The 13,228-nt window shown below is 68.2% G+C and carries 11 protein-coding genes and 4 pseudogenes; 8 read left to right on the top strand and 7 right to left on the bottom strand.

What is annotated here, in order from left to right:
- Nucleotides 1–175 precede the first annotated feature (175 nt).
- Together KGA66_RS25105 and KGA66_RS30540 are read left to right on the top strand one after the other, a co-directional pair.
- On the top strand, nt 176–346 hold the full coding sequence (locus KGA66_RS25105) for a hypothetical protein (protein ID WP_211471325.1): 171 nt from the start codon (nt 176–178) through the stop codon (nt 344–346).
- A 314-nt stretch (nt 347–660) separates the two neighbouring features.
- Nucleotides 661–1,691 (top strand): annotated as a pseudogene (locus tag KGA66_RS30540) (IS256 family transposase); the annotation flags it as partial.
- Between the two features lies 1 nt (nt 1,692).
- On the opposite strand, the pseudogene KGA66_RS25085 reads toward KGA66_RS30540, so the two are convergent.
- Nucleotides 1,693–2,929 (bottom strand): annotated as a pseudogene (locus KGA66_RS25085) (IS110 family RNA-guided transposase).
- Between the two features lie 279 nt (nt 2,930–3,208).
- Here KGA66_RS25085 and KGA66_RS25080 point away from each other — a divergent pair.
- From KGA66_RS25080 to KGA66_RS31220, 3 genes and pseudogenes are all read left to right on the top strand, one after another.
- Nucleotides 3,209–3,433: pseudogene (locus KGA66_RS25080) on the top strand (IS256 family transposase); the annotation flags it as partial.
- Nucleotides 3,430–3,873, top strand: coding sequence for an inositol monophosphatase family protein (locus KGA66_RS31225; RefSeq protein WP_211471319.1), 444 nt, complete (start codon nt 3,430–3,432; stop codon nt 3,871–3,873). The pseudogene KGA66_RS25080 and the gene KGA66_RS31225, both read left to right, overlap by 4 nt.
- The gene (locus tag KGA66_RS31220; protein ID WP_211471317.1) at nt 3,870–4,286 is read left to right on the top strand and encodes an inositol monophosphatase family protein; all 417 of its coding nucleotides are present in this window, start codon (nt 3,870–3,872) and stop codon (nt 4,284–4,286) included. The genes KGA66_RS31225 and KGA66_RS31220 overlap by 4 nt, the downstream gene beginning before the upstream one ends.
- Before the next feature lie 390 nt (nt 4,287–4,676).
- On the opposite strand, the gene KGA66_RS25065 is transcribed toward KGA66_RS31220, so the two are convergent.
- From KGA66_RS25065 to KGA66_RS25050, 4 genes and pseudogenes are all read right to left on the bottom strand, one after another.
- Nucleotides 4,677–4,868: a hypothetical protein gene (locus KGA66_RS25065; RefSeq protein ID WP_211471315.1), complete on the bottom strand. Its 192-nt coding sequence runs from the start codon at nt 4,866–4,868 to the stop codon at nt 4,677–4,679.
- A gap of 91 nt (nt 4,869–4,959) precedes the next feature.
- Nucleotides 4,960–6,345 (bottom strand): annotated as a pseudogene (locus KGA66_RS25060) (IS1634 family transposase); the annotation flags it as partial.
- A 692-nt stretch (nt 6,346–7,037) separates the two neighbouring features.
- On the bottom strand, nt 7,038–7,607 hold the full coding sequence (locus tag KGA66_RS25055) for a DUF3761 domain-containing protein (RefSeq protein ID WP_211471312.1): 570 nt from the start codon (nt 7,605–7,607) through the stop codon (nt 7,038–7,040).
- Nucleotides 7,608–7,743: 136 nt separating this feature from the next.
- Nucleotides 7,744–9,312 (bottom strand): glycoside hydrolase family 43 protein, encoded by a 1,569-nt coding sequence (locus tag KGA66_RS25050; protein WP_211471310.1) that lies wholly within the window; start codon nt 9,310–9,312, stop codon nt 7,744–7,746.
- Between the two features lie 138 nt (nt 9,313–9,450).
- On the opposite strand from KGA66_RS25050, the gene KGA66_RS25045 reads away from it, so the two are divergent.
- Nucleotides 9,451–9,729 (top strand): DUF4031 domain-containing protein, encoded by a 279-nt coding sequence (locus tag KGA66_RS25045; protein WP_312887064.1) that lies wholly within the window; start codon nt 9,451–9,453, stop codon nt 9,727–9,729.
- A 12-nt stretch (nt 9,730–9,741) separates the two neighbouring features.
- Here KGA66_RS25045 and KGA66_RS25040 read toward each other — a convergent pair whose 3' ends face one another.
- Entirely contained in the window at nt 9,742–10,422 is a 681-nt protein-coding gene (locus KGA66_RS25040; protein ID WP_246508637.1) for an HD domain-containing protein, read from the bottom strand.
- Nucleotides 10,419–10,979 (bottom strand): winged helix-turn-helix transcriptional regulator, encoded by a 561-nt coding sequence (locus KGA66_RS25035; protein WP_211471308.1) that lies wholly within the window; start codon nt 10,977–10,979, stop codon nt 10,419–10,421. Before KGA66_RS25035 ends, KGA66_RS25040 begins: the two co-directional genes overlap by 4 nt.
- Nucleotides 10,980–11,068: 89 nt before the next feature.
- Between KGA66_RS25035 and KGA66_RS25030 the strand changes: the two genes are divergently transcribed.
- Together KGA66_RS25030 and KGA66_RS25025 are read left to right on the top strand one after the other, a co-directional pair.
- The gene (locus KGA66_RS25030) at nt 11,069–11,629 is read left to right on the top strand and encodes a PaaI family thioesterase (protein ID WP_211471306.1); all 561 of its coding nucleotides are present in this window, start codon (nt 11,069–11,071) and stop codon (nt 11,627–11,629) included.
- Nucleotides 11,630–11,789: 160 nt separating this feature from the next.
- Nucleotides 11,790–12,830: a LacI family DNA-binding transcriptional regulator gene (locus tag KGA66_RS25025; RefSeq protein WP_211471304.1), complete on the top strand. Its 1,041-nt coding sequence runs from the start codon at nt 11,790–11,792 to the stop codon at nt 12,828–12,830.
- The last annotated feature ends 398 nt before the right edge of the window (nt 12,831–13,228 follow it).

The raw sequence follows: 13,228 nt of genomic DNA, 5'->3' as shown, positions 1-13,228 counted from the left end.
GCCGAACCAGCCCACGCACCGCGGCCGAACGCAGGAACGGCCATACCCAGAAAGTCCACTACACGATCACGATCGCCGAGTCGAATCTACCCAAAGCGGACTGACCGGCCTTAACTTTAGGGCAGTGGGGCCGGGGCCCAGCAATGCGCCCCGGCTACCCGACCGCGAGATCAGGATGCTGAAGTTACGGCAGAAGGTCTCCGGCTCGATGCGGACCCTTGCCGGAGCACAAGACTTCTGCGACCTGCGCTCCTACCTCGCCACCGCGCACAAGCACGGCATCCGATTCATCGACGCACTCGCCATGCTGGCCGGGCGCCGCCCCTGGCTGCCCGCACTCACCTGACCACCTGACCAGTTACGGCATTGGAAGCCAAGAAAGCCGTGATGTACGTTTAGCGTCGATTTCTAGCGCTCGAGAGCGCGCGGCTTGCCTGTGTGCTCTGAATGGCGGGCGGCGCGCGGCCTGAACGAGCCGCGCTGCTACGATCTGCGCGTTCCGGAAGTGCTTGGACGCGTTGAGGGTGGGGAATACGGGTGCACATACGATCGAGCAATGCTTGGAACCTGTGGATCGGCTCGGTGAAGGCGTACCCTCCCGACTGATCAAGTCAGAGGTCACCGAGTAGGCCGACGCGCCAACGTCGGGAGGGCACGCCCGTGCTTACCGTGGTGGGCGCCGACGGGATAACGCCGAATGGCGCATTGATCGATGAGATCGTGCGCGAGGGCGCGCGGCGAATGCTGGCCGCGGCGTTGGAGGCCGAGGTCGATGCGTATCTCGCGCAGCTCGCCGACCAGCGCGATGAACACGGCCGTCGACTGGTGGTGCGCAACGGCTACCACGCCGAGCGCGCCGTGGCCACTGCTGCGGGGCCGGTTGCGGTCAAGGCGCCGCGGGTCAACGATAAGCGCGTCGAGCCGGATACCGGTGAGCGCAAGCGGTTCTCGTCGGCGATCCTGGGCGCGTAACGCCCCGAAGATCGCCGAGGTGCTGCCGCTGCTGTACCTGCACGGGCTCTCGACCGGTGACTTCGTTCCTGCCCTGGAGCAGTTCCTCGGCTCGGCCGCCGGGCTCTCGTCTGCCACCGTTTCGCGGCTGACTGCGCAGTGGCAGGCCGATCACGACGATTTTCAGCGCCGTGTCCGCTCTGGCTGCGACTACGTGTATGTGTGAGCCGACGGGGTGCACCTGAAGGTGCGCTTGGACGAGGCGAAGGCGTGCGTGCTGGTCCTGCTCAGGGTCCGTGCCTATGGACGCAGGGAGCTGATAGCCCTCGACAGCGGATACCGGGAATCGGGTGAGTCGTGGGCGAATCTGCTGCGTGACTGCGCCCGGCGCGGCATGCGCGACCCGGTGCTCGCAGTCGGTGACGGCGCGCTCGGATTCTGGAACGCGCTGCGCGAGGTCTTCCCCTCCACGCGCGAACAGCGGTGCTGGGTTCATAAGACTACGAACATTCTGGACGCGCTCCCGAAGTCCGCGCACCCGGCGGCGAAGGCGGCCATCGCCGAGATCTGGGGTGCCGAGGACGTCGACCATGCCAAGAGCGCCATCACGTCGTTCGCCAAGGCGTACGGCGCGAAGTTCCCCCAGGGCCGTGGAAGGTCACCGGCGACTGGAGGATCTGCTCGCGTTTTACGACTACCCGGCGGAGCACTGGATCCATCTGCGCACCACGGATGTAATCGTCAAGTGGTGCTGGTCACGGCCTTGGTTGCGGTGCCGGGGATGGCGGGCAGGCGTGGTTTGCCGGTCGGACGCTGCGGTTGCCAGTGGGCGGCCAGCACGGCGTAGGTGCGTTCGGCCTGTTCGGCGATTTCGCGTTCGTGGCGTCGCAGGTCTTTGTTGTTGTAGTCGTACCCCGGCCCGCGCTGCGCGATCCGGCGTTCGGCACCGGCGGTCAGCTCGAGTTTGCGCCGCTTGAAGGCCACCAGGCTGGGGCGGGCGAAGGCGTAGTCCTGTTGTTTGGTCACCAGGTGCCAGGCGATGACCGCGATCTTCCGGGCGACCGCGACGATCGCGACCTGCATGCCACGCCGGGCGCTGATGCGCTGGTGCAGGGCCCGTAGCGGTCCCGGGGAGCGCAGCGCGGCGAACGCGGCCTGCACCAGCATCCCGCGGGCCTTGCCGCCCCCGGCCTTGGCGATGCGCCCGTGGTGGGCCGGCGCTCCGCCGGACTGGCGCACGGTCGGGTTCAGGCCCAAGTAGGACACCAGCTTGTCCGAGCTGGAGAAGCGGCTAAAGTCGCCGACCGCGGCCAGCACGGTGACGGCGGTCATCGCGTCCACCCCGGGGATGGTCATCAACCGCCGCACAACCGGGTCGTCGAGCGCCTCGGCGGCCAGGCGCCGCTCCACCGGGCGAGCTCGGCGCCGTAGAAGTCGAGCTGGCGCAGCAGCGCGGTGACGGTCTCACGTTCGTCGGCCGGCAGCCCCTGATGCGCCAGCCAGGCCCGGCCGCGGGTGCCGAAGAGGTCCGTGACCGGTGGGCGTGGCAGCATATTGCGGTGCAGAACCGCTTGGACCTGGTTTTTCACCTGGATACAGCCGCGCACCAGCTGCGCCCGGTGCGCGGACAGGCGCCGCAGCATCCTGGTCCGCTCGTCGGGCAGCCAGGTGCCCGGCAGGAAGTCGGCGGCCAGCAGCTGCGTGAGGATACGCGCGTCGACCTTGTCGGTCTTCACCTTCGCCTCGGCGATCGCCGGGTCTTGACCGGGTTGGAGATCACCACTTTCGCCACGTGCGGCTCGAGCAGCACCGCGACCGCCGTCGCGTTGCCGGTAGCCTCCAGCGCCACCTGGTCGTGCGGGCGCAGCCCCGCGGCGAACTCCCGCAGGGACTCGGGCCGGCACGCCACCCGGCCCCAGTCCGTGACGAATCCACCCTCGATGACCGCGACCTGTGCGAAGTCGCGGTGGATATCCAGCCCGATGAACCGTCCCATCATCAACCTCCACATACGGAGATGAATCCGATGCAGGGATCAGCTGGGCGAAACGACACCTACGGAATCGCGCTCACGACGCAGCCAGGCAAGTCGCAGGGGCGGCCATCTACTAAGACGGGCTCACGGCCCACGGTACAAGATCGGCCTGCCCATGCTGATTCCCCGGGCGCCCCTTGTCCTGACGGTCGCACCGTACAACCAGGCCGAAGCCCGGTCACCAGGACACGGACGGCGGCACCCACGACTTTCATACCTGGTACGAACCCGATTGAGTCGACGTTCTCCACCGTCCGGCTGCGCACCAAGGTCACCCGCGGCGCCGGCTCCCGCGCTGCGGCATTGGCGATGACGTTCAAGCTGATCGAATCGGCCCAAGAGCGCTGGCGCGCGGTGAACGCACCCCATCTCGTCGCCCTCGTGCGCGCTGGAGCGCGCTTCGAGCGCGGCGTGCTGGTCGAACGGCCCCGGGCGGTCGCGGCATGACCGGCACCAGCCCCGACCTCGCGTTCGCCCACTACTTGGCCGACGTCGCCGACACCATCGCGCTGCGGCACTTCAGTACCGCTGGCACCGCGTGGCACGCCAAAAGCGACGGCAGCCCCGTCAGCATCGCCGACGAACAGATCGAGTGCGCCCTGCGCACCGCTATCCAGCACGAGCGTCCCGGCGACAGTGTCCTCGGCGAGGAATTCGGCTCCCTCGGACACGGACAACGTCGCTGGATCATCGAAGCCCTCGACGGCACCGCCAGCTTCCTGGCTGGCGAGCCCGAATGGAGCACCCTGATCGCCCTGGAAGAAGCCGGCACCGTCGCTCTGGGACTGGCCACCGCACCGGCCCTGCGCCGCCGATGGTGGGCGGCACGAGGAACTGGCGCGGGACACATGCCACAGAACCCGCGGCCGCACCTGCCCAGCGAGTGACCATCGCCGGCGCGAGCAGACTCGGCGAGGCAGCCGGTGGCATCTGGCCACCGCCCCCGCGCTTGAGCCCGTCCAACCTGGCCATCGCCGCCCGCCTCGCCGCCACCGCCCGACGCACCCAGCCGCAGGCGCACTGGACCGACGCCACGCGCTCAACCAGCCCGATCCGCAAACCCTCCACCGGCACCGGAACATGCCACGGCGCGCTGCTGGTTGCCACCGGGCAGCTCGACGCGTTCCTCCTGCTCGGGGCGGGCCCCTGGGATATCGCAGCGCTCGTCCCCATCATCGAAGAAGCAGGCGGCACCTACACCAAGCTCGCCGACGCCCCCTCCACTAACACCGCGTCCGCCCTGTTCACCAATCCCGATCTTCGTCAGGAGATTATCAACATCACGAACCACAGGTTTTGACAATTGCTCCATACGATCCCGATCTGGGTCGCTTCTTGTGGGCGTGTCCGTGCTCGCGACCGCGGGAGCCGTGCTGGCGGTCGGCGCGGTACGACGCGACACGAGTGCCGATGGTCGGGTGCTGCCAGCTGCGGTTGCGTTGGCTGCCTCTGAGAGCGCGGTCGCGCGAGGTGGGCAGCCCTCCGTCAGTCTCACTCTGCCGCTGACGGTCTCGTCGGCTGGTGAACCAGCCGGTTCGCGGCAGTCGTCGCGCGGCGGACGAGGACTGTCTGCGCCGGTGGAGGTTTCCGCGGTAGCCCGGTCCGTCTCCTACCTCGGCCACACGTTCACGGTGCCCGCCGAGTGGCATCTGGTCGACTTGGCCGCCGACGCGAGCAGATGCGTGCGGTTCTACGTGCATGCCGTGTACTTCGGCAGCCCATCGGCCGCCCAGCGGTGCACTGCGCACGGCGGCGCGATTCGCAGCGCGGTGCTTATCGCGCCGTCGTCCGCCGCGACGAAGGCGAGCGCCGTCGATGACGCAATGGACCAGCAGATCATGGCCACGTTGCGGGGCGTGCGGATCACTGCGTCACACGGCACTGATCGATCCTCCGCCATCGCGGTGCTTTCAGCTGATGGCGTGCCAGCGCCGACCGTGTCGGTAGCGACCGGCACGACCGGCGCTGTTTTTGATCGACCAGCCGGTGCGCGCCTCGATCCACCAGCTGACGGCCAGCGCGGCGAACACGATGGTCAGGTGCGCTTCGATGGAGTCACGGGCGCGGTGGTAGATCGGCCTGGCCCGTAGGTCGCTCTTGGCCATCCGGAAACTCTTCTCTATATTCCAGAGCTGGTGGTAGGCGCCGATGACGAAGTCGGCGGTGACCGCGGTGCCGTCGGGGCAGGTCTGCAGGTTGGTGATGTAGCCCTTCAAGCCCGCCAGGGCCCGGGCCTTGCCCTCCAGTTCCCGGTTGACGTTCTTGGCAGTGCCGTCGAGCTTGATGAACCGGTTGTGTTTGACCGGGGTCAGGCCGGCCACCGCTGCGGCGGCCTTGGCGACCTGCTCGTCGATGCCGCGCAGGGTGCGCCTCGACCGGTCGGCCTTGTACTGGTAGTAGATGACCTGGTCACGGAGGTTCGCGCTGGAAGCGGCGGGCCAGGGCTGGGTGAGGATGTGCCCGTGGGGGAGCGCCTCGCCCGGGTGCTCGCGCCGCCACTGCGCGACCTGGTAGGGCACCTCCGGGATGTTCATGCCCAGGATGAACGAGAGCCCGGCGGCCTCGATCGCCTTCTGATTCGCCTCGCTGACCATTCCGGCGTCCGCGACGATCGTGACGTCCGGTAGATAGTGGGCAGCCATGAACGCCTCGATGACCGGCAGCATGGTCTTGGTCTCGGCTTTGTTGCCTTCGAGCGCGGCGACCATCAGTGGGAACCCGTCGCGCCCGGTGAGCAGCCCGAGGGTGATCTGCGGTTCCGGGCGCCGTTCCTTGGAGAACCCGCATTCGCGGAACCCGTCGTCCCCGGTGTCGGTCTCGAAGTACAGGGTGCTGACATCGTACAGCGCCAGGCTGGCCGGGCCGAGCGCGGCGTGCGCGGCGCAGGCCTCGGAGATCCGCTCCAGCCATGATCGTTGTGCGTGCAGCGGCAGGCGGCGCTTGAGGGTGCGGTAGGACGCGGCAGCGATGGCCGCATCCTCAAGGACCCGCAGACTGTCCAGCTTGCTGGTCGGTTCGATGATCCGCGCCAGCACCAGCTGCCTAAACACGTCGTCCCCGCCGGCTGCGTCCTCGAACCCGAGCACCCGGTAGCCGTGCTCCAGCGTGTCGGTCAGATGACCCATCCGCGAGGAGGTGATCGGCAACGGCGCGTCGGGCGCCGCGGTCTCTAGACGCAGGTCAAATGCGCCCCGCCCGGGCGCCATCCGCTCGCGCGCCGCGGCCTTGAGCATCTCCAGTTCGGCCTCGTCGCGCGCCGAACCGAGGTGCTCGATGTCCCGCGATCCGCGCCGCGAAGACCGGACAATCTGCACCGCCCTCGCGCCCGACGCGGTCTTCACAGTCCGCACATACGGCACCGGCCCACTCTACGGGCCATCGTTAGTGCGCAACTTCAACACCCGCCAGCAGAAAACCGCCAGGTCAACGCCCTACCGATCCGCTCCAAACCGCATCGTGGCCCAAGTCAGGACTGATTGATACACACCTCGGCCCGATGCGCGCCCGCCGTGCTGAACGGTAGTCAGGCTGTTCGCCTGAGCCCGCGTCACCCGCACGTGGGACGAGGACGATCCGGTGTACGTGCCCAATGCCTCGACCGAGTGAGCACGGGTGATCACCATCGGCTGAGCTCCGCGCTGCGGCGTCGACCAGTCCTCCGACGATGGCTGCGGCTCGTTAGTGAGTATCCCTCGGTAACTGGGAAGCGATCTTCACGGAGCTGGGAAAGATCACGAAGGGAGTCGGGAACGTGCAGACCAGGCTCACTCGTGAACACCCCACACAGGTCAGAGGCCCGGAGACACAGTCTCCGGGCCTCTGAGCTTCTTAAATTCCGGCCGGTTGGTGCCGGATTTGGTGCCGAGAGGCTATTGGGAGCACTCTTCCGGCGTTTCGGCTCCGAGCACGCCGGGCTGGATCAGGGCCGGCGCCTTGTCCGCCGGTTCCCGGTCGGCCTCCAGTCCTCGCTCATTGCCCAGCCGTCAGGACTACCCCCGCGAGCGCGGGGACGACGTAGCGGTTCAGCGGGTGACGTCGCGGCGCGGACCGGTCAGCCTCCGTAGACCGGGCGCAATCTTCCGCCGTGGTAGGAACAGACCCCGCGTTTTCCGCCGGACATCGAATAGGTACCGTCGTTGCACTCGACCATGTATCCGGTGCCGTTGCCGAAGTTGTTGATGCAGTCGAAGTAGTCACACACGCCGCCGGCCGGTGAGTAGATGTAGCCGCCGCGCCCGCAGAAGTTGTAGCCGAACGGGTTCTGCGGGGCGCCGCAGAGCGACTGCGTCGGCTTCGCGCTCGTCCGGACCGGCGCCGGAGCGGGCGCCGGTGCGTGCGTCTGCGGCGCGGCCGGCCTGGCTGCCGCGCTCGTCGGCGCCGCGCTCGTCGCCGGGGCGCTCGTCAGGTCTACCGCGAGCGGCGATTCGGACGGCATGGCCTGCGCTGCCGGCGTACTGGCCGCGGTGACCTGCGCCGCGGCCGGGTCCGTCGACGGCCCGGCGGCGGCGCAACCCGCCGAGGCCGTCGTGACGCCGAAGGCGAGCGTTACCGACAGCGCGAGAGCGCGCCACCGCGACTTCGGGCCTTGATCCACCCCTGATGCTGTCATCCTGTTCGGCATGAGCCGACCACCCCTCAACTGATCGATGGACGAGCAGCAGCCTAGGAAGCAGCGCCTACCATTTCAGAGCATTGATGAAGTGGGTGCCGAACCGTGACCTCGCGGGTATGGGCGCATTGCGCTGAGTGAAACCGTGTTACGCCCCTTGCCCGGCCCCTCGGCGCGCCGTGTCGTCAGCCGCGTCGCGGTACTCGAACCAGTCGAAGGCGACGCTGCCCTTGTGGCCGAACATACCGATGACGCGGCCGGTGAAGCCGCCGGCGACCTCCGTGGACAAGTACCGGCCGTCGATCTCGCCGAGCACGGTGAACTCGCCGCCGCGCTCGATGCCGAGCCTGATCGTGTCAGGAGGCGCACAGGGACTGGTGAAGCCGAGGCCGGACGGTACCGTGTCGATTCGCAGCAGCACCTCGGCTGCGGCGAGCTGTACGTCGCCGAACTCACTGGTGAACGGCCCGACACGCGCGGTGCAGCGCACCCGGCCGTCGCCGGCTTCGATCTCGTAATGGTGCCGTTCGTCAATGCGGACGGCCAGGCCGCCGCGGCCGTGCGCCGCGTCCATCAATGCCCTGACGCTAGCGTGCGGATGCTGCTGGCGCCTGCCGACGAACACCGGCAGCGGGTCGTCGAGAGTGTTGCCGTCGCCGTTCAGGCTCAATCGACCGGGGGCCGCCGTCAGGCCGCCGAACGACTCGGCCGGGCGGCGCACCGAGATCCACTCAGGCGCCAGGCGATCACCGTCGAAGTCGTCTCGGACGACGACCCGGGCGGCGGTGTCAGAGTCCTGTGAGAGGGCGGATACGCCGAGCGCGGCGGGTGCGGGCCAGCCGTCGATCCACTGCACGCTCGTGCAAAAAGTCTCCCGGCCCAGCACGTGGAATCCGGGCGTGCCGCCTCGCGGCCGCGTGGCGAGGAAGACCATGTGCCAATCGCCGTCAGGGCTCTGAACCAGGTCGGCGTGGCCGGTGCTCTGCACCGGCGAGTCGGTGCTGCGGTGGGTGAAGATCGGGTTGGCCGGGCAGCTCTCGAACGGGCCCCACGGCCGCGGGGCGCGGGCGACGGACACACAGTGGCCGCGCTCGGTCCCGCCCTCGGCGATCAGCAGGTACCACAGGCCATTGATATGGTAGAGATGCGGCGCCTCGGGGTAGGCCATCGCGGTGCCGGCCCACAGCCACCGCGGATCTTCGAGCAGCCTGCCGTTGTACGGGTCGACCGCGGCCTGCCAGATGCCGCCGGGCCGCCCGTCGTCCGGACCGGTCGTGTAGCTGAGCCGGCACACGCCTTCCTCGTCCCAGGCCAGGTCGGGATCGATCCCGGGAAGCCCCTCGACGTGCACCGGATCGGACCACGGGCCGACCGGATCGACGGCGTTGACGATCATGTGGCCTTGTGCGGACACGTTCGTCGTGACCATCCAGAAACGACCGGCGTGGTGCCGCAGCGTCGGTGCGTATACGCCCCCTGATGAACCGGCGGCGAGCAGCGGCAGCTGCCCCGGCCGGTCCAGGATGTTGCCGATCTGCTTCCAGGACGCCAGGTCTCGGCTGTGGAACAGCGGCACGCCCGGGAAGTACTCGAAGCTGGAGCAGGCCAGGTAGTAGTCCGCCCCGACGCGGCAGACGCTCGGGTCCGGATGGAAACCCGGGATGACCGGGTCCTGGAGCCCGCGGCCCGTAACGCTCTCGCTCGTTGAACTTGTCACGTCCCGGGACCGTAACAGCGGTGGGATCGGTTCGGGAAGGGAGTCGTATGGCGGTTGACCTGCCGCTCGCCGCGCCGAACCCCGTGGTGCGCGCCGGCGTCGGAGACGGACCGCGAGGCGTGACGTACGCTCGTGCGCGTGACCGTGCTGATCGACCCCCCGGACTGGCCCGGCCACGGCCGGATGTGGTCGCACCTGGTCAGCGATGCGTCTTTTGACGAACTGCACGCCTTCGCACGCGGGCTCGACATCCCGGCGCGAGGCTTCGAACGCGACCACTACGACGTGCCGCGGCGCTTGTACCAGGCGGCGATCGAGGCCGGGGCCGAGGCGGTGACGAGTCGCGAACTGCTCAAGCGTCTGACCGAGGCCGGCTTGCGGCGGCCGAAGCGCCGCGGCGGCTCGCTGCGTTCGTAGCCGTGCCGGGTTCTATGCGCGAGTGGTGAGTCGTTCGAGTTCAGCGGCGATGTTCACCCGCGCTTTCGACTCCAGCAGGGCCCTTGCGCGCGCGGTGTTGTAGATCGCGATCCGGCCCAGCAGGCTGCGCAGCACGGCGGCGCGGCCCGCGCGGAACTGCGGTTCCGGGACGGCGCGGTACTCCTGCCGGATCTGTTCCGCATAGCGGCGATACGCCCGGTCCCCGCTGCCCAGGATCGCCAGATCCGCATCACAGAGCACGGCGCCGTCGTGGTCGGTCGTATGGACGCGGTGCTCGGCGGTACACCGAACCAGCCTGCTGACTTCGACGGCGAGAGCGCCGGGCAGACCCATCGCTCGGAGCACTTCCCCGGCGAGTCGCGCGCTGCGCTCCTCGTTGCCCGGTCCGCTGCTTCCGGGGCCGTCGACCTGATAAACGGCGTCGTGGAACCATACGGCGTAGCGCACGGCGATTGACGGCGTACGCGGAACCGGGCCGGATGATTCGGCCCCGGCCTCGAGAAAGTCGACGAAGTCCAGCATCCGCGCCAGATGCTCGGCGGTGTGGTAGCGCCGGTGCGGTTCGCGATACCGGCTGATCAGCTCTCTGCCAAAGCGCGCGGCGGGTTCGCCGGCGAGTTCGACCCATCGTCTGACCAGCTGGTCGTCGTGCGCGCAGGTCATGGCGGTCATCGCGGTCGCCTTTCACGCAGTCTGCTGCCCGGGCCGGGCTCCACGCGCAGCCTCGGCCGGTCCCCGAGTTGGTGTCCTGCTTCACAGACGAGCGACACTCTCACGCGGGCATCGCAATCCGGGTGCCGTGCGACGGCAGGTGGTCCGTCCGGGGCGGACAGATAGCGGTCCCCCCACGCCATCATGGCGAGCAGGATCGGGATGAGGTCGCGTCCGGCGGGGCTGAGCCGATACTCATGACGCTCACGCGCACCCTTCAAGCGGTATGCGGCGCGCGTGACGAGGCCGCCTTCGGCCAGCGCGCACAGCCTGCGGGAGAGCACGTTACGGGCGATGCCCAGGTGCGCCACCAGGTCGTCGAAGCGCCGTACGCCGTTCGACAGGTCGCGCAGGATCAGCAGGCTCCAGCGATCACCGATGAGGGTCAGCGTGCGGGCGATGGAGCAGGTCTCGCTGTCGAATGCGCTGAAGTCGTACGCGTGCGGAACGGGCGCACCCCGGTCGGACGCGACTGAGGCGCGCGCGCTGATCGGTACGTCGTCTGAGGTCGCGGTCACGCTCCGATCCTAACGTCTGAGTTGCGGAAAAAAACTCAGATGGCCTAGCGTGGCGGTATCCAGCTGACGAGTGAGACGCGAGGCGCCCCATGACCGAAGCCGTGCGAGCCGCACAGTCCGCGGAGCCGGTCGGGCCGCGAGGCCGGGCCCCGGACGGATCGGGCGTACGCGAGCGTTCCTTCACCTGGGCCGATCCGCTGGAGACCGCCGGTTTCGGAGCCGGACTCAGCGGCATGGAGTTCTTCGCGGCGATGGCGGACGGACGCGTGCCGGCGCCGCCGATCATGCAGACGCTCGACTTCTCCGGCTTCACCTACGTGGAGGGGCGCGTCTCGGTCCGCCTCACGCCGCAGGAGTTCCACTACAACCCGCTCGGTTCGGTACATGGCGGGGTGTTTGCTGCATTGCTCGACACAGTCTGTGGTTGCGCGGTACACACCAGGCTTCCGGCCGGCGTCTTCTACACGAGCCTCGATCTCTCGGTGAAGTTCCTCCGGCCGGTCTCGATCGAAACCGGGACGGTCACCGCGGAGGGCTCGGTCGTGCATCTGGGCCGCCGCACGGCGCTGGCCGATGCCCGGATCTTCGACGCGCACGGAAAGGTGTACGCGACGGCCACCAGCAGTTGCCTGATCATGCGTCCCGAGTGATGAGTGGTTCCGGGCAGGCGGTTGACAGTCGACTGCGCAGACATACTGCTCACGCCGGTCTCGTCGTGGTGTGATGGAGGACATCGCAGGCAGCCACGCGACGCGATGCGCGCACGCGGTGCACGGACGGGCCGCCGGAGTAGAACTGGGGTAGTCGCCAATGGCCGGGATCAGGGAGCTCGCCCGCGAGTGCGGCGTGTCGGTGGCGACGGTGTCGCGCGCGCTCAACGGCCATCCCGAGGTCAGCGACACGACGCGGCGACAGATCCAGGAGGCTGCGCGCCGGCTGGGCTACCGGCCGAGTCAGTCGGCGCGGGCGTTGGTACGCGGTAAGTCGGACACGGTCGGCCTGCTGTGGGACACAGGGTACGAGCTGGCGGGCCGGCGGCACCCGTTCCTGCTGGCACTGCTGGTGGGTGTGAAGCGGGCGCTGAGCACTTCGGGCCGGCACATGCTGCTGCTCAACGTGGACGATCACCATTCCGGGGAAAGCGCCTATCTCGACATCGCGTCGCAGCACCAGCTCGACGGTGTCGTCATGATGGGCGTGGATGAACAGCATCCGGCGATGACCACGCTGTACGGCTCGGGGTTTCCGTGTGTGGCCCTGGACCTGCCGATTTCGGGGCCGCGTGCGACGTACGTGACTTCAGACAACTACGCGGGTGCGGCGCAGGCGGTGCGTTACCTGCACGGCCTGGGCCATCGGGAGATCGCCACGATCACCGGGCCGTTGGATCTGCTGCCCGCGGTGCAGCGCCTGGCCGGTTTCGAGGACGCGGTCCGGGAACTCGGTATAAAGGCGCCGCCGGAGTATGTGGAGCATGGCGACTTCTTTCTCGACAGCGGATATGCGTGCGCGCGGCGTCTGGCTGCGTTGCCGAATCGCCCGACGGCGGTCTTCGTCGCCGGTGACGAGATGGCGGTCGGCGCTATGCATGCGCTGGGAGACGCGGGAATCGCCATTCCCGGTGACATGGCGGTGGTGGGTTTCGACGATATCGAGGCCGCGAGCCTCGTCCGCCCTGCGCTGACGACGATTGCTCAGGATCCGATCGCGTTGGGTGCGGCGGCCGTGGCGGTGCTGCTCGCCTTGGTGGACACGCCGCTGACGGATACGCAGCGACTGGCCCAGGTGTCGGTGCCTCGTACCGTCGCGACGCGTCTGGTGGTTCGCAGGTCCTGTGCTCCCAGCCAGTGATGTTCCAGCTCAGCGGCCTGATCGCACGAGCCGGGCAGGTGCTTGCCGGCCCGATTTGACGCGCCTGCGGTCGGCTGCCTAATCTTCTGCGAGTCGCCGGGCGTCGCGCCCGGTCGGCGGGCCGAGTCGGTCAGCCTCTTTCGAAAACGCCGGTAAATGGCTTCGAAAAAGTCTGATAGGCTGGCGGAGCCGGAAACGGCAAGCGCAAGAAAAAGAAGTGAAGAACTACCGAGGCAAGCATCCTGGGGATTCCGGTGACGGGTCCGTTGGTGTGTCTGTTTCTTGAGAACTCAACAGTGTGTCGATTATGTTTACGATGCCATTAGTTTTTTTGGATGGTTGTTGTTGTCCCGACCCCCGTCGGGATGGTTTCAGCCGGGTTTCGGATTCTTTTTTGG

Source organism: Actinocrinis puniceicyclus, assembly GCF_018283645.1.
GTDB lineage: Bacteria > Actinomycetota > Actinomycetes > Streptomycetales > Catenulisporaceae > Actinocrinis > Actinocrinis puniceicyclus.
This window is presented reverse-complemented; position numbering and strand designations above follow the sequence as displayed.

Excerpts from the sequence above, each read along its gene's own strand:
- KGA66_RS25040 (WP_246508637.1), bottom strand. The coding sequence starts at position 10,422 with ATGACCGCCATGACCTGCGCGCACGACGACCAGCTGGTCAGACGATGG.
- KGA66_RS25055 (WP_211471312.1), bottom strand. The coding sequence starts at position 7,607 with ATGCCGAACAGGATGACAGCATCAGGGGTGGATCAAGGCCCGAAGTCG.
- KGA66_RS25105 (WP_211471325.1), top strand. The coding sequence starts at position 176 with ATGCTGAAGTTACGGCAGAAGGTCTCCGGCTCGATGCGGACCCTTGCC.
- KGA66_RS31225 (WP_211471319.1), top strand. The coding sequence starts at position 3,430 with ATGACCGGCACCAGCCCCGACCTCGCGTTCGCCCACTACTTGGCCGAC.
- KGA66_RS25025 (WP_211471304.1), top strand. The coding sequence starts at position 11,790 with ATGGCCGGGATCAGGGAGCTCGCCCGCGAGTGCGGCGTGTCGGTGGCG.
- KGA66_RS25030 (WP_211471306.1), top strand. The coding sequence starts at position 11,069 with ATGACCGAAGCCGTGCGAGCCGCACAGTCCGCGGAGCCGGTCGGGCCG.